At 56.6% G+C, this 22,818-nt stretch carries 22 protein-coding genes and 1 pseudogene; 17 read left to right on the forward strand and 6 right to left on the reverse strand.

The window, feature by feature from the left end; genetic code table 11:
* Positions 1–23 precede the first annotated feature (23 nt).
* Both ABGM91_RS08165 and ABGM91_RS08170 read right to left on the reverse strand, forming a co-directional pair.
* A complete protein-coding gene (locus ABGM91_RS08165) occupies positions 24–1,661 on the reverse strand; it encodes a SpoIIE family protein phosphatase (RefSeq protein ID WP_354831275.1) in 1,638 nt (545 codons plus the stop codon).
* 128 nt (positions 1,662–1,789) lie between these two features.
* The gene (locus tag ABGM91_RS08170) at positions 1,790–2,476 is read right to left on the reverse strand and encodes a sigma-70 family RNA polymerase sigma factor (protein ID WP_102714435.1); all 687 of its coding nucleotides are present in this window, start codon (positions 2,474–2,476) and stop codon (positions 1,790–1,792) included.
* Positions 2,477–2,598: 122 nt separating this feature from the next.
* On the opposite strand from ABGM91_RS08170, the gene ABGM91_RS08175 reads away from it, so the two are divergent.
* The 3 genes from ABGM91_RS08175 to ABGM91_RS08185 all read left to right on the forward strand — a co-directional run bounded on the left by ABGM91_RS08175 (position 2,599) and on the right by ABGM91_RS08185 (position 5,258).
* Positions 2,599–3,612, forward strand: a complete 1,014-nt coding sequence (locus ABGM91_RS08175; protein WP_354831278.1) for an endonuclease/exonuclease/phosphatase family protein — start codon at positions 2,599–2,601, stop codon at positions 3,610–3,612.
* A 292-nt stretch (positions 3,613–3,904) separates the two neighbouring features.
* Complete coding sequence (locus ABGM91_RS08180; RefSeq protein WP_354831281.1) at positions 3,905–4,738, forward strand: macro domain-containing protein; 834 nt, start codon at positions 3,905–3,907, stop codon at positions 4,736–4,738.
* Position 4,739: 1 nt separating this feature from the next.
* The gene (locus tag ABGM91_RS08185; RefSeq protein WP_354831284.1) at positions 4,740–5,258 is read left to right on the forward strand and encodes a molecular chaperone Tir; all 519 of its coding nucleotides are present in this window, start codon (positions 4,740–4,742) and stop codon (positions 5,256–5,258) included.
* Between the two features lie 45 nt (positions 5,259–5,303).
* Here the strand turns inward: ABGM91_RS08185 and ABGM91_RS08190 are convergent, their stop codons facing one another.
* The 3 genes and pseudogenes from ABGM91_RS08190 to ABGM91_RS08200 form a co-directional block, all read right to left on the reverse strand.
* Positions 5,304–5,831: a lysozyme gene (locus ABGM91_RS08190; protein WP_354834843.1), complete on the reverse strand. Its 528-nt coding sequence runs from the start codon at positions 5,829–5,831 to the stop codon at positions 5,304–5,306.
* Positions 5,831–6,097 (reverse strand): annotated as a pseudogene (locus ABGM91_RS08195) (TraQ conjugal transfer family protein); the annotation flags it as partial. The gene ABGM91_RS08190 and the pseudogene ABGM91_RS08195, both read right to left, overlap by 1 nt.
* Positions 6,098–6,325: 228 nt before the next feature.
* Positions 6,326–6,667, reverse strand: coding sequence for a hypothetical protein (locus tag ABGM91_RS08200; protein ID WP_354831286.1), 342 nt, complete (start codon positions 6,665–6,667; stop codon positions 6,326–6,328).
* A gap of 15 nt (positions 6,668–6,682) precedes the next feature.
* On the opposite strand from ABGM91_RS08200, the gene ABGM91_RS08205 reads away from it, so the two are divergent.
* The 7 genes from ABGM91_RS08205 (at position 6,683) to ABGM91_RS08235 (ending at position 15,058) form a co-directional block, all read left to right on the forward strand.
* Complete coding sequence (locus ABGM91_RS08205) at positions 6,683–7,393, forward strand: prepilin-type N-terminal cleavage/methylation domain-containing protein (RefSeq protein ID WP_215429942.1); 711 nt, start codon at positions 6,683–6,685, stop codon at positions 7,391–7,393.
* Positions 7,394–7,434: 41 nt separating this feature from the next.
* On the forward strand, positions 7,435–8,220 hold the full coding sequence (locus tag ABGM91_RS08210; RefSeq protein WP_215429941.1) for a prepilin-type N-terminal cleavage/methylation domain-containing protein: 786 nt from the start codon (positions 7,435–7,437) through the stop codon (positions 8,218–8,220).
* 29 nt (positions 8,221–8,249) lie between these two features.
* Positions 8,250–9,320 carry a prepilin-type N-terminal cleavage/methylation domain-containing protein gene (locus ABGM91_RS08215; protein WP_215429940.1) on the forward strand — a complete coding sequence of 357 codons (1,071 nt, stop codon included), beginning with the start codon at positions 8,250–8,252 and terminating at the stop codon, positions 9,318–9,320.
* A gap of 89 nt (positions 9,321–9,409) precedes the next feature.
* Positions 9,410–10,168, forward strand: a complete 759-nt coding sequence (locus ABGM91_RS08220; protein ID WP_354831290.1) for a hypothetical protein — start codon at positions 9,410–9,412, stop codon at positions 10,166–10,168.
* 2 nt (positions 10,169–10,170) lie between these two features.
* Positions 10,171–11,160 (forward strand): aldo/keto reductase, encoded by a 990-nt coding sequence (locus ABGM91_RS08225; protein ID WP_354834846.1) that lies wholly within the window; start codon positions 10,171–10,173, stop codon positions 11,158–11,160.
* A 401-nt stretch (positions 11,161–11,561) separates the two neighbouring features.
* Entirely contained in the window at positions 11,562–13,790 is a 2,229-nt protein-coding gene (locus ABGM91_RS08230; protein ID WP_215429937.1) for a sodium-translocating pyrophosphatase, read from the forward strand.
* Between the two features lie 236 nt (positions 13,791–14,026).
* On the forward strand, positions 14,027–15,058 hold the full coding sequence (locus tag ABGM91_RS08235; RefSeq protein ID WP_354831293.1) for a hypothetical protein: 1,032 nt from the start codon (positions 14,027–14,029) through the stop codon (positions 15,056–15,058).
* An 18-nt stretch (positions 15,059–15,076) separates the two neighbouring features.
* Here the strand turns inward: ABGM91_RS08235 and ABGM91_RS08240 are convergent, their stop codons facing one another.
* On the reverse strand, positions 15,077–15,676 hold the full coding sequence (locus ABGM91_RS08240) for a hypothetical protein (RefSeq protein WP_354831296.1): 600 nt from the start codon (positions 15,674–15,676) through the stop codon (positions 15,077–15,079).
* 114 nt (positions 15,677–15,790) lie between these two features.
* Between ABGM91_RS08240 and ABGM91_RS08245 the strand changes: the two genes are divergently transcribed.
* The 7 genes from ABGM91_RS08245 (at position 15,791) to trpA (ending at position 22,739) form a co-directional block, all read left to right on the forward strand.
* Positions 15,791–15,982, forward strand: coding sequence for a hypothetical protein (locus tag ABGM91_RS08245; RefSeq protein WP_354831298.1), 192 nt, complete (start codon positions 15,791–15,793; stop codon positions 15,980–15,982).
* Positions 15,983–16,366: 384 nt separating this feature from the next.
* Complete coding sequence (locus ABGM91_RS08250) at positions 16,367–17,773, forward strand: anthranilate synthase component I family protein (protein WP_354831301.1); 1,407 nt, start codon at positions 16,367–16,369, stop codon at positions 17,771–17,773.
* The gene (gene trpD / locus ABGM91_RS08255; protein WP_354831304.1) at positions 17,757–19,349 is read left to right on the forward strand and encodes an anthranilate phosphoribosyltransferase; all 1,593 of its coding nucleotides are present in this window, start codon (positions 17,757–17,759) and stop codon (positions 19,347–19,349) included. Before ABGM91_RS08250 ends, trpD begins: the two co-directional genes overlap by 17 nt.
* Positions 19,339–20,124 (forward strand): indole-3-glycerol-phosphate synthase, encoded by a 786-nt coding sequence (locus tag ABGM91_RS08260; protein WP_354831307.1) that lies wholly within the window; start codon positions 19,339–19,341, stop codon positions 20,122–20,124. Before trpD ends, ABGM91_RS08260 begins: the two co-directional genes overlap by 11 nt.
* Positions 20,121–20,768: a phosphoribosylanthranilate isomerase gene (locus ABGM91_RS08265; protein ID WP_354831309.1), complete on the forward strand. Its 648-nt coding sequence runs from the start codon at positions 20,121–20,123 to the stop codon at positions 20,766–20,768. Before ABGM91_RS08260 ends, ABGM91_RS08265 begins: the two co-directional genes overlap by 4 nt.
* Entirely contained in the window at positions 20,765–21,937 is a 1,173-nt protein-coding gene (gene trpB, locus ABGM91_RS08270; RefSeq protein ID WP_354831311.1) for a tryptophan synthase subunit beta, read from the forward strand. Before ABGM91_RS08265 ends, trpB begins: the two co-directional genes overlap by 4 nt.
* Positions 21,938–21,959: 22 nt before the next feature.
* Complete coding sequence (gene trpA / locus ABGM91_RS08275) at positions 21,960–22,739, forward strand: tryptophan synthase subunit alpha (protein ID WP_354831314.1); 780 nt, start codon at positions 21,960–21,962, stop codon at positions 22,737–22,739.
* The last annotated feature ends 79 nt before the right edge of the window (positions 22,740–22,818 follow it).

Raw genomic sequence — 22,818 nt, forward strand, 5'->3', positions numbered from 1 at the left:
GGGCTCCTTGCCGCGTGCGCCCGTCAGTGACCGGGTTTTTCCTCGTGCTCGGAATAGCTGATGCCCAGCATGCAGATATCGTCCGCCTGATTGGTGCAGCCCGTGAATTTGGCCACGCAGGTGAGCGCCTGGTGCACGAAATCCTTGGTGCTCCTGGGAGAGGAGCTGTTGAAATAATCAATCAGCCTGTGCACGCCCAGCTCCTCCCCTTCCGGGTTGGCGGCTTCCGTCAGGCCGTCCGTATACATCAGGACGCGGGAACCTGCCAGCAGCGGGAACTGGGCGTTCTGGTAGGTGGCGTCATCCAGCAGGCCCATGGCGATGCTCTTTGGCAAGGGCATCTTGCGGGCAACGCCGTCCGGCCCCAGGATGATGGGGTGCGGATGCCCCGCCGTGGAGGCGGTCATGACGCCGGTTTCCAGGTCCAGGTAAACGTAAACGGCGGAGGCGAACATGGTGGTGTTCGCCCGTTGCAGAATCTTGGCCAGCTGGTGGTTCAGGGAGGTAAGGAACGCCGCCGGATTGTCCGCCAGATGGGACAACTGCTCCATCAGGCCGCGGAGCATGGAGGCGATAAGGGCGGCGCGGATGCCGTGGCCCATCACGTCGCAGACGATGGCGCCTACGCCGGAATTGCCCACGGGAAAGGCATCAAACCAGTCGCCCGCCACCCCTTCTGAAGGAGTGAAAATGTGGTGGAAATCCACATGGCGCGTCAGGCCGTGTTCCGTATGGGAGCGGGAAGGAATCTCATACGGAAGCAGCGCGAACTGGATTTCCCGCGCCAAATCTATTTCCTTCTCCAGGGACTTGTTCCGTTCTTCCAGAATGCGGGCTGTCTCCGTGGCCTTGATCTCCGTCTTCACCAGTTTGGTGACGTCGCTGGAAATGCCCACGATGCCCTTGAGGTCTCCGTTGCGGCCATACCACGGGAACTTGCTGATCTGGCTCCAGGAATCATCCTTGTGGAGCCATGTCTCATGGTGCAGGCGCGCGCGGATGGGGCGTCCGGTCGCCATAATGTCCAGCTCCTCCTTGCGGGAAATATCGGACATCGTCTGATCGAAAAAGTAACCGTCCGTCCGGCCCGTCAGGTCCGCCGGGGTGGGGACGCCCAATTTATTGGCCGTGGCCGTGTTCGCTAGGACGAAGCGCGATTCCCGGTTCTTGAAATAAATGCTGTCCGGAATGTGCTCAATCAGGGTGTGGAACAGGTCCCTGTCCTCCGCCGCGCGCAGCTCCGCCGTTTTCCGCCGGGTAATATTCACCCATACGCCCACCAGCATGACGGGGCGGCGTTGCTTGTCCCTGCGCGCCAGTCCGTTGATGCGGACCCAGCTCCAGCTCTTGGAATTGAGCTTCTTCATCCGGATCTCAATGCGCATGGGCATGTGGGAATGGCCGTCCAGATAACGGCGCACCTCCTGGGAAAAGAACGCCTGGTCCTCCTCATGGATGGTCAGCTCCGGCTGGGTAAAAATATTGGGAGCCTTCTCCTTGCGGCTGGCCCCCATCATCGTCAGGCAGCGGTCCGTATAATGGATGACGCCCGTCTTGATATTCCAGATATAAAAACCCTCTTCCGCCGCCGCCAGGGCCATCTTGATCTTATCCCAGGTAAAAACCTTCTGGGCGGAATGTCTGTTGCGTGAGGGCGGCATTGCAGTTGCCGTTATCTAACGACAAAACGCCTGCCTTGGCAAGAGGCAAAATAAAGGAATCATTCCTGAAAAGGCGGACGGCAGGGGAAAAGCAGGAAATGCTCCAATCCCGGCGCAGGCGCCCGCGGCTACCTCTCCTTCTCTTCTTCCTGGGATTGAAGGAATTGCAGCTCTTTCTTCAGCGCGCTCCCCACGCGGTGCTTCGCCAGGTACACTTGGGCGATGGTGACGCCAAGCTGTCTGCGGACTTTGGCAGCATCCCACTCCCGCAGCACGTAGTAATCAAAAATCTGGAACTGCTTGGGGGATACCTTCGCCTTGACGCGCTCCAGAGCCGCCTGCAGCAGGTTATTCTGCCACTCCCGTTCCCACACCTGGTCAAAATTATTCTTCCCTTCGTCCGGAATCTTGTCAATGGGATGCTCCTGGGTCTCCGTGGCGTCCGGACTCATCAGCATGGCCGTATCCTTCTTCCGTTTGCGGAACTGGTCGTTGATGCGCCAGCGGGTCATATTCCAGAGCCAGAGCTTGAAGGAACCCTGTTCCGGCTTGTAAATATTCTTCTTGCTCTGCTTGGCGATGGAAAGGATGGTCTCCTGCACCACGTCCCAGGCTTCATCCTCCCTCAAACCGGCCTTCAGGGCTACGGAATAAATCAGCCGCCAGTAGGTGCGGTAAAATTCATCCCACGTGCGCTGGTCCTCCCAATTCTCCAGGCGCGCAATCAGGCTTTTCCTGGTATGTTCCGCGTATTGGGAAAGTGACTGTTCGTCAGGCTGGGACTCGTTCTGGGGTTGCAATGGAGGCACATTCATGGTTTATCATGAATTACGGATGAAAGTGAAGTGAAAGCCGAGTAATAAGCTGAAAATTTTACGAGGCTGGACCTTTGTATTCACTACGTCCTCCATGGAGAAAATCTTTCAAGACAACGGGCATGATCAGGAAAACGTCAAAACGCAGGGGATCCTCCGTCATTGCCGCCCTGATTGTACTATGTGCGGTGCTGGGCTACGGGCTGACGGAATGGAAACCGCTTCTGGATATGCCGGAGGCCGTCCCTGCCCAGCCGGGGGAAGCGCGGCAGTCATCTGTTCCGGAAAAAGTGGAAATCCCGGACAAGGGGGAGCCTGTCCGGATGCTGACCATGAACGCGGGCAACTACTTTGTTCCGGAAGACCCGCGGAGAAGCAACTTCCAGGTAAAATACAAGCCCGTGGAGGCGCGGGAAGCCCTGGCGGAACTGGTCCGGCAATCCGGGGCGGAAATAGTGGGGCTGTCTGAAATGGGTGGAGAAGCCGCCGTGCGCGACTTGCAGATGCGGCTGAAAAGAAAAGGCATTCAACTGCCGCACAAGGTGCTGGTCATGCGGAACGGAGAAGACCGGGGGCTGGCTCTCCTCTCCAAATATCCCATCGTGGACAACCGTTCCGTCACGGACATGCCTGTACCGGGAGAATCCAAACGGAAAAAAACAATGCTGCGCGGCATTCTGGACGCCACGGTGAAAACGCCGGATGGGCGCCTCTTCCGCCTGATGGGCATTCATTTGAAATCCCGCCTCAGCCGCGACGGCTCTGCGGAAGACACGCGGCGCAGGGAGGCCTACGCCTTGCGGGACTACTTGAATAAAGTCATCGCCTCCCAGGACGGAATGCCACTCCTTTTGTACGGAGATTTCAATGACGGCCCGGCGGACAGCGCCGTACAGGTCATCCAGGGTCCGGCGAAAACGGAATATCGTTTAAACCGCCTGAAACCCAGGGATTCCCGCGGAGAGACCTGGACCATCTACTACGAAGACGGTGACACCTACCACTCCTTTGACCATCTCTTCATCAACAATACTCTGAAAAAGCGCCTTGGCCGCAAGCCCCCCATGGGCATCCTTGACTCTCCCCCCTCTCGCCAAGCCAGCGACCACCGCGGCGTATGGGTAGAATTGAGGTAGGTAATAATGATTTATTATAAAAAAGATACGCAATAAATATTTGTTAGATTTTTTAATTGATAAAATTGATATTTTCGTAACATAAAAATACATTTGCAAAAATCTAAAAAAATAATATTCTAACAAAAGTGAAATTTGTAGTACTATTCTTTAGCATTACCAGTTCAAATAATTAATAACTATTTAATATGGCAGTATTTTAAAATATAGTCGAAAATTTGGAAATATTTTTCGAATTTTAATGAGATTTTCTTTTATTATAATAACGCTTTCTTTTTGAACATTAACATTAATGATCATAAGGAAATTACTAAATAAAAGTTTGTGGATTGACAGCTTCACTGTTGCCATTTCTATTGTTGCTGCTATTGAAACTATTGCAGCAATATCTGGTCTTTCGTTAGAAGATTTTGATGATTCTATTTCTTGGGGCATAAAGCTCATAATTATCGCAGGAACTCTATTTTTGATATGTTTTATTGTTGGGATAACAAAAGGATTAATTAATTCAAAGAATTTAAAAATTAAAATCCGAAATATTGACGTTACGATAACTACTGGAGATTTATTTAAGACTAATGGTTGGAGAGTAATACCGTTTAATGAATATTATGATACAAAAGTTGATGACATCGTAATTGCTAAAAAATCCTTAAATGGAATTTTTCTCAACCAATACGTATCGGATATATCGAATGTAGAACAGGAGATAGAAAGTTATGTTGGTGTATTGAAGAGTAGAACAAAACATAATAGGGTATGTTATCCGCTCGGTAATATAATTCCTTATGTTGAGAATGAGGATAATAGGTATATGCTATTGGCTCTTACTCATTTTGATAAGAATGAGGCTCGAATAACTCATGAAGAATATGAATCATGTCTCATAACTATGTGGAAAGAGATTAGCCGTGCTTACGCATATTATCCAATTTCTCTACCTTTAATAGGAGGAGGAATAACACGAATAGCCGGGAATAGTGACAAGAATGAAGAACAACTATTAAGATGTATCTTGTGTACATTAAAATATTCTGATACGCAAATCGGTAAACCTGTAACAATCGTTCTAACAGAGGATACTATCAGAAAAATTGATTTATATAACATAAAAAAACATTTTTAACATGAGCCGTACTAAAACTTATATTGCTGGTGATTGGGATCATGATGATAAGGCTGTAAAAATGCTGCATTATTGGAATAATAGCAGTAAGTATGGTCTATCATTCTCTGATGCCCACGACTTAACACAAGCTCGAGATACAAGTTTGAAGTGTTCAATAAAACGATCATTAGCGTATCGCATGAATGAATCTAAGACTTTTGTCTTGATCGTTGGTGAACACACAAAAAATCTGAGAGCTGGTAGTTGTTACTATTGTGACAGTTACAATAACTATACCTGCTCTTGTGCTCGAGGTAATAGCGTGGATTATCAAAGTTATATTGACTTTGAATGTAAAAAGGCAGTCTCTGATGAATTGGAAATCATAGTATTTTACAACTCTACTGTTGTAAATCGAGACAAATGCCCTGAAATAGTACGATGGCGAGGTGTGCATAGAGCTATGCAAAAAAGAGAGAATGGTCAATTGGAGTGGGATTATGTTAATGTTAAGGCTGCTTTCAATGAATCTAAATAACGTAAATGGGTTGTGTCAAAACTAACAGCCCCTTTTATAATTATATCAAGGGATATACAGCAGCGTAAACTCCGCCTTCCTCCGTTTAAGTAGCATGGTGTGCCGTTTCTCCTTGTAGTTGCAAAAAGCTATATACTCCCGATAAATATTCCGGTCGCCAGCCTCCAATTTGCGAATCAGCGTGCTTTTGGGCATCTTTCCGCTACCCAAAAGTCGGTATGGTCCGACATTGTAAGCGAGGGTGGCAAGGAGCAGACTGTCACGCCCGAATTCCCGGAACATCGCGCAGAACTTCCGCAGGTCTTTGCTTCGGAGCGCATCCGCCTGCCTTTTAGTTATGGTGCGTGCCGAGTACCTTTCGCCCGGCAAGAGTTTGTGTCCCCATCCTACATACAAATGGTGTTTCTCCGAGTGCCAGCCCTCAAAGTATTTCGTGCAGCGCACTGCACGCTCGAAAGATGGCAGGCGGTAGATTGCCGCCTGCCCGTTTGTCCCCTCATGACGGCTGTCCTGTGCAGACACGGAACAGACCACCAAAAAGGAAAAGAACATTGCCATGAAAACACGCATCATCATGGCAGTGGCTTGAAATTGCCGATGGGGATAACAGTTTGGTCGTCCTTCCCGATCCGATTATTGAAGTCAAATTCCAATTCGTAGGAATTGTCGAAATTGTCTTCAACTACTACGATGAAGTTGTGCGCCTCGTCGCTCTTCGGCTTATAGTATAGCCGGAACTTCTCGTTTTCGAGCAGGTAGTGGTCGTTGGGCAGGAAGGTGATGCCGTTATCCATTGTCAGCGTTCCCTCGCCCTCGAACTGCAAATACCAAATGGTGTATACCTGGATGCCGGTGCCGAACAGGAGTTCCACTACGGCAATGTTGCGGACGATTTCCTGATAACGGTAACCCGTTTTGCCGGAACAGGCATTTTTCTCCCGGTACAGGGTGGTCAGAATGGAGGCCACTTCCATGGAGTCCATCACGGGAGGAAACAGGAGTATCATCCGGCACGAAGGAACAGTTTTCCCGGATGAAGGGGAAGATGGCTGGTTCTCTGCTCCTGTTTAAGGTTTCTTTTCCGAGAAAGGATGAACCGTTAAACTGTTGCGGTCATCATGGGAGCGTTGCCTGCCATCCGGTTGCAGGAGGAGTGGTGAGTGAACTCTGGAAAATCGGCCTTTCAAAGGTGGTTCAAGGGCTTTTTCCTCCCTATGCTTCTTGAGTTGTGTGGATTGAATCAGCCGAAAATTCCTTTCTTCCGGATGGTTCATGGCGCCGGGAATGATCGGGTGGTGAAACCCCGCCGGATTTTTGTTTGGACGGGAGCATATCCGGCATTCCCGTTTCTCAAAAAATGATTGCCGTGCCCGCGTGAAACGGGTAGCATGCCAAAAATCGTTGTTCAATCCTGCATTATCTGTATGAGAAATTTTTCCAAGCATTCCGGAGCGGCGTCACGCTGTTCTTCGTCAGGGAGCAAGGGGTTTACCCTGGTGGAACTGATTGTCGTCATCACCATTATGGTTGCTATGATGGCGCTGGCCGCCAGCATGTTAAGAGGCGGGGGCAGGGGGCAGGGCCTTCAGTCCGCCGTGGAGATGGTTGACGGCATGGTGCAGGAAGCCCGGCTGGACGCCATGGGCAAGGGGACGTGGAGCCGCCTGATTATTGTCAGCACTCCTGAGGACGAGGCCCGCAACATGCGCACCCTGGGCGTGATGTCCAAGAATACGCGCACCGGAAAATGGCACCTGGTCAACCGCTTGCAGACGCTTCCCGCCGGGTTCTACATCAGCCCCACTTACAGCACTCTTCTGGAAGGTTCCAAAAAGACCAAGGGCGGAAAGTCCGTGGCCCGCGGCTTTGCCAGCCGTGACGGGCAGGATACCGTCAATCTTCCCGGCAACAGGATGACGGATATTTATTTCATTGAGTTTGACGAGGAGGGCCGCATGTCCCAGCCGAACGCCCCCACCCGCCTGGTGGTGGTTTCCGGTTCCGCCGGTAACGGCAAGGAGGAGAAGCCTTCCCCGATGGTGGACGGCAAGCCGGGCCTGGCAGGCGGCATCGTGATTTATCCCAAGGGCAATATCAGCCGGCTGAGAACGACGGAGCAGGTGATTCCCAACTAATTATACTTTAACGGATTTTCCATTTTATGTTGACCAATTCTATGAGACAGTCTCGTGCCAAGGGGTTCACCCTGACGGAAGTGGTGCTGGCGATCGGCGTAGTTGCCGTGCTGATCGTGGTGTTCATGGCCATGTTCATTCCCGCCAGAAGGACGGTACAGGCCGCCCTGACCATCCGTGAGGCGGACCGCATTGTTCACGCCCTGACGGCGGAACTCGGGGAGCTCCGCAATTCGGAGCGCGCCGCTCCCAATGCCAGAAAGTCTTCCTCCACCAGATACATTTCCGCTTTTGACAAGGCATTTTACTGGATGGAGTTTACGTCCAAGCCCGCTACGACCATCCTCGTTTACAATTACAGGGCTGACCTGACCAAAGGCGCCCGCAAGGACGGCACGCCCCAGCCCTGGCTGGAGGAAGGCGGCAGCATCCCCGGCAGGAATACGGCGGTAGTGACGGGCGTTTGCCTGGCGAACAACAAGGACCGCTGGGAGGATTTCAAGGCGCTCGTGGGGCCCGTCTTCGCCGTGCGCATGACCCAGCTTGTGGTGGAGCGCATGGATTCCAACGCTTACGGGTACAAGCTGGCGCCCAAGTACGGGACGATCTACAATCCCTACAACCGCGGCAAGGTGATTACGGAGCCTTCCCTGTACGTTTACACGCCGGAAAAAGGCGGCGGCCTGAATTTGCCCTGGGGGGCGGAAGTCCTGTACCAGGCGGAGTTTTTCCAGCTTCTGAATACGGACCCCGAGCGTTTGCAGAACGTGACCTGGGAGAATTTGAAGACGCCCGTCTTTACGCGCAATCTCGCCTTCCGCCGTTAACGGGAATTATCCGAGACATCTGAAATATCATGAAGACATTTGCCAAAATCAAATCCGGCGCGTTTACCCTGATTGAGCTTCTGGCCGCCATGACCATCACCACCGTGCTGGTGCTGGTGATTGTGGCTCTCACCTCCCGCGGGGTGGATATCTGGAGATGGGTGCTCCAGGATGTGCGGACTACCACGCTTGCCCGCACGGCCATGGATACCATGACCAAGGATTTTGAGAGCATGCAGTTCCGCCCCGGCAATCCCTTTGAATGGATGCTGGTGCAGCGGGACAGCGACCTGGTTTCTCGTGCCGGCAAGACTACGGCATCCAAGAAAAAAGGCCGTTCCTCCGGTCTGGATGAAGCCCGCGTGAACCTGATGACCATGGGGCCGGAAGGTGCCAAGATCACGAATGCCTCCCAGTTGATTTTCTTTACCACCCCCACGGACCGTAACCCTGCCAAGTCCAGCATGGACATGAGGAATGACCGTATCATCGGGGATATTAACTGCGTGGGTTACAAGCTGCTGTACCGTGACCAGATTTTGGACCAGGACGCCACGGCGGAGTCTGACGGTTTTCCCGTTTATTCCCTGTACCGCAACTTGATCAGCGCGGAGGATACCGTCCAGAATCTTCTGGGCCAGCAGGACCTCTGGTCCGCTTATACCCGTTATCAGCAGGATGAAACCATCCCCGCCAATTTCCTGGTGGAAAACGTGGTGGAAATGACGCTGATTTTTGAGGTGGATTACCAGAAGAAGATCGGCAATTCCGGAAGCAACAAGTCTGACAAGGATGCCACGCAGCGCGCGTCCGTGCTGGTTCCCGTCATGACAACCGGGGCCAACCGCCTGGGTTCCTGCACCCAGATGGATGTGTACGGCAACCGGCTGAATATCATCGGGAGCAGCGTGAACATTGACGATTTGAAGTCAGGCCGCGTCACCGCCGTGACCATTTCCATGACGGTGGTTACGGATGAAGGCATGGCCCTGGTGGACCAGATACGGCAGAAGAAGCGTCCCGCGCCCTCTCCGGAGGAGTTCTTTGAACGTTACACCCGGTCGTTCACCCAGCGCGTCGCACTCCCCGTGAGCCACTAGGCCCGTCCTTGAGGGCCGGAGGGCGCGGAGTTTTCCGGCGCCGCTCCAGCCCGGACCCCTCCTGTCATTATTTACTTGTTCATTACGATATGTCGGGATTCGCAAATGTCGTCGGCAATTTGTCCCCCCTCCCGGAGCTGGTGCTGTGGCGTGATCCGGTAGCCAGATGCGGGGAGGAGGCCATGGCCGTGGATGAGGCCCTCCTGGAGTGGGGGAAGAAGCCCGTATTGCGGGTGTACCGGTGGGCGCGGCCGACCGTGACCTACGGCTATTTTGACGCGGAAGCCACGGCGCGCGGCATTTTTCCGGCGCAGGAACTCCATTTTGTCCGCCGCTGGACAGGCGGAGGCATTGTAGACCACCGGAATGACATTCCCTTCACTCTGGCCATGCACCGCAGCGACGGAACGGAACGGCCTTCCAGCGCCACGCTTTACCGCTGGATTCACGGGGCGCTGGCCCGCGTCCTGAAGGATTGCGGCGTGGAGTGCGTGATGCTGGACGGAGACGCTCCCGACGGAGGCCGCGCCTGTTTTTCCAGCCCCGTGACGAGTGATCTTGTACTTCCCGGCGGAGAGAAGCTGGCCGGGGGCGGGCAGCGGAGAGTCCGCGGCGGCGTTCTCCACCAGGGCAGCATCCAGAATTGCTCCCTCCTCTCCGGTTGGGACGAGAAGCTGGCCTCCCGCCTGGCGGAGGAACATTCACTGTCCGTGGAAGCGGAGCTTTTTCCCGGCATGAACGCCCGTGTGGCGGAATTGCTGGCATCCAAATACCGCACGGAGGCATGGCGTTCCGGCGTACGGCATGAACGCCCGTCCCATGCCCGGAAATCTTCCAATCCTTCCTGATGATGAGTTATCTTCCTGATCCCGGCCGTTACAGCCATCTGGACTACCGCCGCTGCGGGCACAGCGGGCTGCTGCTTCCCCCTGTTTCCCTGGGGCTTTGGCATAATTTCGGTTCTGCCGATGATTTTGAGAATGCGCGGCGGCTTATCCACGGCGCCTTTGACGCCGGCATCACGTATTTTGACTTGGCAAATAATTACGGACCGCCTCCCGGTTCCGCGGAAGAATGCTTCGGCCGCATTTTCATGCAGGATTTGTCCCGTTTCCGTGATGAGCTTGTCATCGCTACCAAGGCAGGGCATCTGATGTGGGAGGGGCCGTACGGGGACTGGGGTTCCCGCAAGCACATGCTTGCCAGCCTGGACCAGTCCCTCTCCCGCATGAAGCTGGATTACGTGGATATTTTTTATGCGCACCGGTATGATCCGGAGACTCCGGTGGAGGAAACGGCGGGAGCCCTTGTCACGGCGGTGCAATCCGGCAAGGCCCTGTATGCCGGCATTTCCAAATTCCCGGCGGAACAGACCAGGCAGATCTGCGCCATGCTCCGGGAGGCCCGTGTGCCATGCCTGGTGCACCAGCTCCGTTACAACATGTTCAACCGTGAGCCGGAGGAGGCCGTTTTCCAGGCTATCAGGGAGACGGGCACCGGCTGCGTGGCCTTTTCCCCGCTGGCCCAGGGCATGTTGACGGACCGCTATCTGGAGGGCATTCCCGCGGATTCCCGCGCGGCGGGTTCCTCCGTTTTTTTAACGGAAGAGCGTGTCCGGGAGCATGAAGGTAAAATCCGCCGGCTGGCTGAACTGGCCCGGAGCCGCGGGCAGAGCCTCGCGCAGATGGCTCTGGCCTGGGTGCTGAGGGACTCCGTGGTGACCACGGCCCTGATAGGCGCCAGCCGCCCTTCCCAGATCAGGGATTGCCTGAAAGCGCTGGAACATGCCCGGTTCACGCCGGAGGAGCTTTCCGTTATTGATGGAATGGCGGACAGGTAGCCGCAGCTCCTGCTGATGGGAGGCTTTTTTCCTTCCACTCTTCCTCTCATGATCCCGTTCTCCGGCAGGGGCACGCTTCCGGTCTGTTCCCATCCGCAGTGCTGGCGCATGTGTTGGATGGGCTTGATCCCGGGCGCTTTCCCATCCGGGGAGGGGGGGAAGCGGGGAAAGAGCCGTAAAAAGGCTTTCCTGCCTGTCCGGAGCAGGCCGCAGGGGGCTCCGGACAGGGAATTGGATTAATTGGGGCGCCCCTTGTTTCTTCCGGAAATACCCCCTGGTTTTCCCGTTGGTCTGGTCTTTCCGCAGGAAGGTGAATTTTCCATCCGGAACGGGGGTTTTTTCTTGGAGTAAAGTGGAGCAGGTGGTACGATCCTTCCACTTTAATTTAAAGTGTACTGACAATGATAACCATCCAGGATTTATTTTGGCTCATTCCGTCGGCTTCGGTGCTGGCTCTCGTTTTTGCGGGCGTCTTCTTTTACCGTATGAAAGCCCAGGATGAGGGGAACGAGGTCATGAAGATGATCGCCAAACACGTTCGCAGCGGCGCCATGGCGTACCTGCGGCAGCAATACAAGATCGTCGCCATTTTCTTTGTGCTGATCACCGTTGTATTCGCTTTTCTGGCGTACTGCCTCCACATCCAGAATCCCTGGGTTCCGTTCGCTTTCATTTCCGGCGGCTTTTTCTCCGGCCTGGCCGGTTACATCGGCATGAAGACGGCCACATACGCCTCCGGCCGCGTGGCGAACGCCTGCCGCCATTCCCTGGACGCCGGCCTTCAGATCGCCTTCCGCTCCGGCGCCGTGCTCGGCCTGACCGTGGTGGGCCTTGCCATGCTTGACATCGGCGCCTGGTACTGGGTGCTGGACTGGTTTTACGGAGACATGGAGCTTTCCATGCGCCTGGTCGTCATCACCACCACCATGCTGACCTTCGGCATGGGGGCCTCCCTCCAGGCCCTGTTCGCCCGCGTGGGCGGCGGCATTTTCACGAAGGCCGCGGACGTGGGGGCTGACCTGGTCGGGAAGGTGGAAGCCGGCATTCCGGAGGACGATCCCCGCAACCCCGCCACCATCGCGGATAACGTGGGCGACAACGTGGGGGACGTGGCTGGCATGGGCGCGGACCTTTACGAGTCCTACTGCGGTTCCATCCTGGCTTCCGCCGCCCTTGGCGCGGCGGCTTACATGGCCGTGCCGGAAATGGCGATCAAAGCCGTTCTCACGCCCATGCTGATTGCGGCCCTGGGCACCATTCTTTCCCTGCTGGGCGTATACGCGGTGCGTGTGAAGCGCGGCGCCTCCCAGACGGAGCTGATGGCCGCCCTGAACCGCGGCATCAACCTGAGTTCCTTCCTGATCGCCATTGCCTCCGCCTTCCTGCTCCAGCTCATCGGCCTGGATAACTGGGCGGGCATCTGGGGCGCCATCGTCACCGGCCTGGCAGTAGGCATCGTCATCGGGAAGAGCACGGAGCATTACACCTCCCATGATTCCTACCCCTGCCGCAAGATTGCCCACAGCGCGAAGACGGGGCCTGCCACGGTCATTATTTCCGGCATCGGCATCGGCATGATTTCCACCTGCATTCCCGTCATCACCATCGTGGTGGGCACTGTTCTGGCTTACGGCATGGCTTCCGGAGACTGGCATTTCACTGGAGCTGAAATGAGCAAGGGGCTGTACGGCATCGGCATTGCCGCCGTCGGCATGCTTTCCACGCTGGGCCTCACCCTGGCGACGGACGCCTACGGCCCCATTTCCGACAACGCCGGGGGCAATGCGGAAATGAGCAAGCTGGACCCGGAAGTGCGCCGCCGCACGGACGCTCTGGATGCCCTGGGCAATACGACCGCCGCCACAGGCAAGGGCTTCGCCATCGGTTCCGCCGCGCTGACCGCGCTGGCGCTGCTGGCCTCCTACATTGAAGAACTGAAAATTTCCATCCTCCACTGGAGTGAAGCCACGGGCAACACCGTTTACAAGATTAATGACGCCGTGAGCGTGGAGGTCTCCAAGATCACCACCGCTTCCCTGGCGGATTTCATGGGCTATTTCCAGGTGACCCTGATGAACCCGAAGGTGCTCATGGGCCTCTTCGTGGGTGCCATGATGTCCTTCCTGTTCTGCGGCCTGACCATGAACGCCGTGGGCCGCGCCGCGGAGAAGATGGTGAAGGAAGTGCGCCGCCAGTTTAAGGAAATCAAGGGCATCCTGACCGGAGAAGCGGAGCCGGATTACGTGCGCTGCGTGGAAATCTCCACGGCGGGCGCGCAGCATGAAATGATCTGGCCGTCCGTGCTGGCTGTCATCACTCCCATCTGCATGGGCCTTGTGTTCGGCGTTCCCGGCGTGTTCGGCCTGCTGGCCGGCGGCCTGGCCTCCGGCTTCGTGCTGGCCGTGTTCATGGCGAACTCCGGCGGCGCATGGGACAATGCCAAGAAATACATTGAACAGGGCCACGTGGGCGGCAAGGGTTCGGAAAGCCATAAGGCCGCCGTCATCGGCGACACCGTGGGGGACCCCTTTAAGGATACGTCCGGACCGTCCCTGAACATCCTGATCAAGCTCATGAGCATGGTGGCCATCGTCACCGCCGGCGTGAACATCGCCGTGACGCTGTTCTAAACAGGAAGATTCCTTCATGAAAAACAGAGGGAGCCCCGCGGAATTGGCGGTGCTCCCTTTTTTAATGGAGGGGATATGATTTTTAGGCTCTGATGGTCAATGGTCAAATTTCTGTCTGTGCTTCTACCCACTGCATCGGAAAGGTTCAGAACAAAGATGACTCTTCCAAAAAACTGATCTTATTTTTATTTACAAAAATGGTATTAGTATGTACTTTACTAAAAGCCAGATAGGGTATGTTTACTCGTCTTTCTTCATCTCTCTCCTTCTTCCGGCTTCTGTGCTGTTTCCTGGCAGCTTCATTCAGCTTCAGTTTCTTGGGGGCTGCAGATGAAAAGGATGATGACATTGAGGAAACGGAAGAAGAATCTTACGAGCCTCTCCGGATCAAATCCCGGACAGAATTATGTTCTGCGGACTATTACATCAAGGGAGGAGGTGAAGAGGGCAAGGAAGAAGACAGAAAAAGGAAAAATATAGGCGTCGGAGAGAATATTACCTTACTTCTTATCGGCAAGCCCAAGGGAAATATTGAAGAGCTTACCTGGAACATCAAAGGAGACGGCTTCCTGCAGACAGACACTAATCCATTCAAAGGTTCACAAAAGATCACCCTGACAGCCAGAAAAGATTTAACCAAAGATGCCCGTGTCACCGTTACAGCCAAAACCAGCGGAGGCAAGCAAGCTAAAATCACCGTCAATATCAGAGTTCCTAAAAAGACGGCGAAGGTGAAGCATGAGGGGCAGATGGACTTGGGTCATGGCTTTTCCGCCAATACGGCCGATTTTAAAATACCCAGGGGAGAACACGGTGTTTTGGGATTTATTAAAGTAACTCTTTTTCCTACTAATGTCAGTTTCAAGGAAATCAGGATTATTGAGCGGGATGGGGGGCTTATGTGGGATGGAAAAAATGGAAAACCTCCGCAGCCGAAACCGGAACTGGCAATGGAACATGCAACGTGCAACATAGCCGCTCCCATTCAGGATAAAAATAATTTTTATGATATGATGGGGGATACTCGAGAGAAACAGGAAGTTCTTCAAACGATTCGCGACTCCGGACATAATCCTCAAATTTTTTGGTTTGTATGTAACTTCCATATTCATTGTGGAGAGGGAGGAAAAGGAAGCGAACAAGAGGATTCCATCTTTTTAGGTAGAACAAATCAAAAGTATCACATTGAAGCTGTCGATCAAAATACAACAAAAACGGTTGTTGAAAAATTTGGCATCACGTTTAAAAGAACCAGCGATGAGGATTAAAGAGTAATGAACCTGTTATCACCTATATGCACGTGTGTTGTCTGCCTGATGATCGGGAAGGGCAATCAGGCCTACTCCGATCCTCCCCTGGAGAGCCCGGCATGCCTTGAGCAGTACAAGCAGCCCTCCGCCACCATCCGGGAACTCGCCGGGTTTCTGAAGGACATGCGGCTCAAATCCTTTTATAACGGGGCTAGAAAACATACGCTCACCTTCAGTTTGACGACTCGGGATAATATTGATACCGAGTTGAAAGAGAAAATATGGAATTATTATCTGGTAGTTTCGGCACCCCTTTTTACCTACAAAACGTACCGGGAAATAGAACCGGATGTTTATATGGATGATGATAGGATTGATATTCACCGCAAGTCCGAAGCCTGCCTCCTCATGGAGAAATATATCGGTCTGGTCCGGAATACGCACAAAATCAAGGAACCCGTCAAAAAGCAGATCATCCGGCGCCTGTTTCTTCCCTATTATGCCCGCATCCTGAAACAGTACAAAAACGCGCAGGAGCCCAACCCCTACCAGCGGGACGCACAGGGAAATCCCGTACCGCCTCTTTCCGACAAGGAAAAAGAATTCCGGAAGCGTGAAATAGAAAGAATCAGACATCTTCCTGTTCAGGAAATCCTCAAGATGATGCGGGAGGGTTCGCGTCACCGTTCTTTTATCGAGACGAGAAATGAAGTATTTAAAGACGAAGTCAGGGATCTTGAAAAATCCTTCATGGAATTGCTCGTCTCCGAATTCCCCGGTCAATACGGAAAGGTGGAGAATTTCATTCTGGAAGCCGGATATTCAAAAGAAGACATTCCCAGCCTGATTGATCGCACCGTCGGCAGGGACAACAAGACTGATTTCCTGTATAAGGGAAAACACCGCCAGGAGCATGACAAGCTGTACAGGAAAAAGAAGTGATAAAGCTGCAACTCCATAGTTGCAGTGCCGTTCCTCCGGCGGGAGAATGACAGGCGGTTCCTTTGGAGAACTCGGGAGAGGCATCTTGTTTCTTTGGCCCGGGAGGTAGAGGGTAGCTGTTTTTTGTCATCACGGGAAAGTTCCGTTGACAAGAGCGGGGCGGAGGAGTAATAAACGCGCAGATGCAATTCAGCACCGTACAGCCCTTTTTTAGCAAGAACCGTTATGATGGCAACGGCTATTGGTGGCGCGTACCCATGTCCGGACGGGGGAATCCCGAGGTGCAGTAGTAGCATTCAGCTATGACCATTTTTCAAGAACTGCTTTGATTCCTCCGCGAGTCAAAGCAGTTTTTTTATTTTCAACTTATACAATGAACCATTCATGCAACCACCATCCATCATCACCCTCCAACAGCGCAGCCGCCGCCTGAGCGCGGACCTGGAGACGCCCATCAGCCTGTTCCTGAGCCTCACCCAGGAACAAACCCCCGGCCTTCTGCTGGAAAGCGCGGAAGTGGACGGCAGGTGGGGCCGCTACAGCGTCATCGCCTGTGATTACCTGATGACCGTTTCCTGTGTGGAGGCCAAACTTTCCCTCTCCATCAGCGACGACCGCCTGGCCTCCCTGAAGGAGCTGGACGGCCTGCCTTACCTGGACGGCCTGCGCGCCCTGATGCAGCGTCTGGAACTGGTGGGGGACGACAAGAGGCAGGCCCCCATCACGCGGGCCCTGTACGGTTACTTCGGTTATGAAACCGCCGCCCTGTTCCAGCCCAAGCTGGCGCAGGCCATCAGCCCTTCTTCAGCGGAGTCCTGCCTGGTACTGGCCGGAACCGTCATCGTGTTTGACCATTTGTACAACCGCCTCACCCAGATCAGCCTGGGGGAACACCGGGACCTGTCCCATGCCGCCCTGCATGAAACGGAAGAACCTTCCATCGGGGAGGTCTCCCGCACCCCGGACCAGGCGAGCTACATGAAGGGCGTGGAGCATATCAAGGAACTGCTGCATGACGGAGAAGCCATCCAGGTGGTTCTTTCCTCCCAGGCCTCCGCGGAATTTCACGGAGACGCCTTCACGCTGTACCGCCGCATGCGCAGCATTAATCCCTCCCCGTACATGTTTTTCATGCGCCTGCCGGAGGTCGCGCTGTTCGGCTCCTCCCCGGAACTGATGGTGCGCTGCACGGACGGCAAGCTTCAGCTCTCCCCCATTGCCGGGACGCGCAAGCGCGGCAGGGATGACGAGGAGGACGCCGCCCTGGCAGCGGACCTGTTAAAAGATCCCAAGGAATGCTCGGAACACGTGATGCTGGTGGACCTGGGCCGCAATGACCTGGGCCGCGTCGCCAAGCCCGGTTCCGTAAAGCTGGAACGCCTGATGGAGATTGAACGTTTTTCCCATGTAATGCACATGACTTCCCGCGTGACTGCCCAGGTGAACGACGGGCTGGATGCCCTGGACATCCTCGGCGCGGCCTTCCCCGCCGGAACGGTCAGCGGCGCCCCCAAGGTGCGCGCCATGGAGATTCTGGCGGAAGAAGAGCCCCTGCCGCGCGGCCCGTACGCCGGGTGCATCGGCTGGCTGGGCCTGGACAAGGGCGGCGTCCATATGGATTCCGGCATTACCATCCGCAGCATGTGGGTGAAGGACGGCCGCATCCACTGGCAGGCCGGCGCCGGCATCGTGTATGATTCGGACCCCGCCGCGGAATGGCAGGAGTGCATGAACAAGGGCAAGATTATTGACGTGATATTGAAAGGAGAAGACCATGTTTCTGTTCATTGATAATTACGATTCCTTCTCGTGGAATCTGGTGCAGGCATTTTACGCCCTGGGGCGCAAGCCCGTGGTGTACACGAATGACGATCCCCGCATTCTGGACCTGGCGGCCAGCCCGGACCTGGAGGCCGTGTGCATTTCTCCCGGTCCCAGCCATCCGCGCAACGCCGGGCTTTGCCTGGAGTTCCTGGAACGCCTTCCCGCGAATATCCCCGTGCTGGGCGTCTGCCTGGGGCACCAGCTTCTGGGCTGCTTTGCCGGGGCGGAGGTTTCCCGCGCCCCGTACGTGATGCACGGGAAAAGCTCTGACATCATCCATGACGGCAAGGGGCTGTTTACCGGGCTCCCCAACCCCATGACCGTGGGCCGCTACCATTCCCTGGTAGTCCAGTCCAAGGAGGACGAGCCCAACCCCCGCTTTACCGTCACCTCCCGCGGACCGGAAGGGGAAGTCATGGCTCTGCGGTACAATGACCGCCCGTGGGTGGGCATCCAGTTCCATCCGGAATCCATCCTGACGCCGGACGGCCTCCAGCTCCTGGGGAATTTCCCGGACAACGTCGTCCCCTCCGGCCAGAAGGAAAAGAGGATCAGCCTCATTCTGGACGCGCTGGCTGCCGGGCAGGACCTGACGGCTGACATGGCCGCCGCCGGATTCGCGGACATCATGGACGGCCGCATGTCTCCGGCCCAGGCCGGGTGCTTCCTGATGGGCCTCCGCATGAAGGGGGAAACCCCGCTGGAAATGGCCCACGCCGTAGGCATCGCCCTGGGCCGCGCCAACCGCGTGGAAGGGCTGGAAGGGGATTGCATAGACGTAGTGGGCACGGGTGGAGACGGCCGCAGCTCCTTCAACTGCTCCACCGCCACGTCCCTGACGCTGGCCGGAATGGGGTACAAGGTAGTGAAGCACGGCAACCGCGCCGTGTCCTCCTCCTGCGGTTCCGCGGATGCCCTGGAAGGCCTGGGCTTCCCGCTGGACGTGGCTCCGGAGGATGTCCAGCACCTGCTGGACGAGCGGAACTTCGCCTTCCTGTTCGCCCCCAATTTCCACCCGGCATTCCGCAACGTGGGGCCCATCCGCAGGGAGCTGGGCATCCGCACGCTGTTCAACCTGCTGGGGCCCCTGATCAACCCGGCGCGCCCCACGCACATTCTGCTGGGCGTGGCCCGTCCGGAACTGGTGGAACTGCTGGCGGAAACGCTCCGGCAGTCCCATATCCGGAAGGCGGCCGTAGTGTACGGGGCAGGCGGGTATGACGAGGTGACGCCCCTGGGGCCCACCAAGATGATGATCGTCCATAACGGAAAGCTCACCCCCATGACGCTGGACCCTGCGGATTACGGCATCTCCCCCTGTGACCCGGAGGAGCTGGCCGTCCATTCCAAGAAGGAAGCCGTAGCCGTGCTGAAGGACATCCTGTACGGCAAGGGCCCCCGGGCCATGATGGACATGGTGATTCTGAACGTGGGGGTGGCCATGTTCCTGCTGGAGGACCACATGGACCTCTCCGTCTGCATGGCGAAGGCCCGTGAGGCCGTTTGCGCCGGAGTAGGAAGGAGAACGCTCCATGTTGCTTGACCGGTTCAGGGAAGCCAAGGCGGAGGAAATAGCCCTGCTCACGGACCTGGCGTCCCGGCGGGAACTGCCCCGGCCCTGGAAGGGGCGCAGGCCGGACTTTCTGAAGGCCATTGCGGCTCCCCCCGCCGGGCAGCCCGTGGCCGTGATTGCGGAGTTCAAGCAATCCTCCCCGTCCCGCGGCGTCATTGCCACCGGGTTGAAGCCGGAGGAAGTGGCGGAACAATATGCCGCTGCGGGCGCCTCCTGCATCTCCGTGCTGACGGAGGAGCGGTTCTTCGGCGGCCGCATCGGGTACCTGGAACGCATGCACCGCGCGGGGCTCCCCCTGCTGCGCAAGGACTTCATCTTCCACCAGCTCCAGGTGATGGAGACGGCCTCCACCCCGGCCTCCGCCCTGCTGCTCATCGTGCGCCTGACGCCGGATGCCCGGACCCTCCGCATCCTGCGGGAACAGGCGGAAGCCTACGGCATGCACGCCGTGGTGGAGGTCTTTGACGGGGCGGACCTGGAAATTGCCAGGGAATCCGGGGCGCGCATCATCCAGGTGAACGCCCGTGACCTGGATACCTTGAAGACGGACAGGCGGGCCTGTCTGGAGATGGGCAAACTCCGCCGGGAGGGGGAAGCGTGGATCGCCGCCAGCGCCATGAGCACGGGAGCGCATCTCAGGGAAGCCGCGGAAGCGGGCTTCCAGGCCGTACTGATGGGCACCGCCCTGATGGACGGCGGAAAGCCGGGTGAAACCCTGGCCGCAATTTTAGAAGAAACAAGATGAAGAAACATTCATTCGCAATCAAGGTGTGCGGGATTACCCGCCAGAGTGACTTGTCAACCGCCATGGGGATGGGGGCCCACTTCTGCGGGTTCATATTCCATCCCGGCAGTCCGCGCTACATTGCGCCGGAACGCGCCGCCGCGCTGGATTCCGCGCTGGTGCGCCGCGTGGGCGTCTTCGTGAACCAGGATGCGGAGGAAATCATGGAAACCATGAAGACGGCCCGTCTGGAATTCGCCCAGCTCCACGGCGCCCAGTCCCTGGAATGCGCCCGCCGCATAGGCCCGGAAAAGGTCATCCGCGTGCTGTGGCCGGACCGGTATGAATCCCTGGAGGCCCTTCAGAAGGAAATGGAACTGTGGGCGGACAGCTGCGCCTGGTTCCTGCTGGATGCAGGCAGCCGCGGCGGCGGCCACGGCGTCCCCCTGGACTGGAACGCCCTGGCGGCCCTCCAGTCCCCCCGGCCCTGGTTCCTGGCGGGCGGCCTTTCCTCCGCCTCACTGAACAAGGCGCTGGAACAGTGCACCCCGAACGGCATTGACCTGAACTCCGGCGTGGAAGCCATTCCCGGCCAGAAAAGCCCGCAGAAACTGCTGGCGGCCCTCAAACCTCTCATCTCCTACACCCCTTACCACATCGCATGAACAAAAAAGGATATTTCGGCAACTTCGGCGGCCGCTTCGTACCGGAAGCGCTGCGCCCCCCGCTCATGGAGCTGGAGGAAGCCATGGCCGCCATCATGCCGTCCCGCGAGTACCGGGACGCGCTCCAGGACCTGCTGGTCAATTACGCGGGCCGTGAAACGCCCCTCACGTTCTGTCCCCACCTCTCGGAAAAACTGGGTTTCCGCCTGTGGCTGAAGCGGGAGGACCTGCTGCACACCGGAGCGCACAAGATCAATAACGCGCTGGGGCAGGCCCTGCTGGCCAAGATGATGGGGAAAACCCGCCTCATTGCGGAGACCGGGGCGGGGCAGCACGGCGTGGCCACGGCTACGGCGGCGGCCCGGCTCAAGATGGACTGCACCATCTTCATGGGGGCGGAGGATGTGGAGCGCCAATCCATGAACGTGATGCGCATGAAGCTGCTGGGTGCCCGCGTGTTCCCGATTGAAAGCGGTTCCCGCACCTTGAAGGACGCCATCAACGAGGCCCTTCGCTACTGGATTTCCCATCAGGAGGACACCCTGTACTGCTTCGGCACGGCGGCGGGCCCCCATCCATTCCCCACGCTGGTCAAACAGCTCCAGTCCGTCATCGGCACGGAGTCCCGCGCCCAGATGCTGGAACGCGCCGGAAGGCTTCCGGACGTGGTGGTGGCTTGCGTGGGCGGCGGCTCCAACGCCATCGGCATGCTCCACCCCTTTGTGGAAGATGAAGGCGTGCGCCTGGTGGGCGTGGAGGCCGGAGGCACCGGGGAACCCGGGTGCTACAACTCCGCCCCCATCAACCTGGGCAGCCCCGGCGTGCTGCACGGCCATGTGACCATGCTTTTGCAGGATGAAGACGGGCAGATACAGCCGTCCCACTCCATCTCCGCCGGGCTGGACTACCCCGGCGTGGGGCCGGAGCACTCCCACCTGGCGGAAATCGGCCGGGTGCATTACGGCGTCATCTGTGACGCCTCTGCGCTGAACGCCTTCCAGACCCTGACTCAGGAGGAAGGCATCATCCCCGCTCTGGAATCCTCCCATGCCGTGGCATGGGTGCTGGACCATGCAGAGGAACTGCCGCAGGGGGGGGACGTGCTGGTGAACCTCTCCGGCCGTGGGGACAAGGATCTGAGCATCGTTAAAAAATATCTGAACCTTTAAGCAGCAATATTCCATGAACAACATGCAGAAATCACCGTTGCAGGAAGCCGTGGAGCATGCCCATGCCCTCGGCAGGCGAGCCGTCATCCCCTTCATCACCGCCGGATTTCCGGACAAGGAATCTTTCTGGACCCATCTGGAACGGATTGACGGAGCCGGGGCGGACATCATTGAAATAGGCGTTCCCTTCTCGGACCCCGTGGCGGACGGCCCGTTCATTGAACAGGCCTCGCGGGACGCTCTGGCCCGCGGCGTCAGCCTGAAATGGATTCTGGACGGCCTGAAGGCCCGCAAGGACCGCTTTTCCGCCAAACTGGCGCTGATGGGGTACGTGAACCCCTTTTACCAGTACGGGCTGGAACGGCTTGCCCGGGATGCGGCGGAAGCCGGGGTTAGCGGCTTCGTCATTCCGGACATGCCGCTGGAAGAATCCGGCATCTTCAGGGAGGCCTTTGAGCCCCGCGGCCTGACGCTCGTCACGCTGGTGGCCCCAAACACCTCCGTGGAACGCATGCGGGAATACAAGCCCCATACCTCCGGCTTCGTTTACGTGGTCTCCATGCTGGGCACCACGGGGGGGAAAGTGGACCTGACGCAGAGCGTCACGGAAACCATGCGCCGCGCCCGGTCCGTATTCGACGTGCCGCTGGCGCTGGGCTTCGGCCTCCAGACGCCGGACCAGCTGGATGTCCTGCCGGAAGACGCCCGCCCGGACGCCGCCGTTCTCGGCAGCGCCCTGCTCAGGCACATTGCAGAAGGGAAGGATGCGGCGGAATTCCTGGGCAAATGGACCGGAAAGTAAAATAACATTCCCCGTTAACGTTAAAAAGAGGCTGTGCAGTCGTTCTGCACAGCCTCTTTGTTGCTGGTCTTCCGTCAAA

It is taken from the genome of Akkermansia muciniphila, from assembly GCF_040616545.1.
GTDB classification, from domain to species: domain Bacteria; phylum Verrucomicrobiota; class Verrucomicrobiia; order Verrucomicrobiales; family Akkermansiaceae; genus Akkermansia; species Akkermansia muciniphila_E.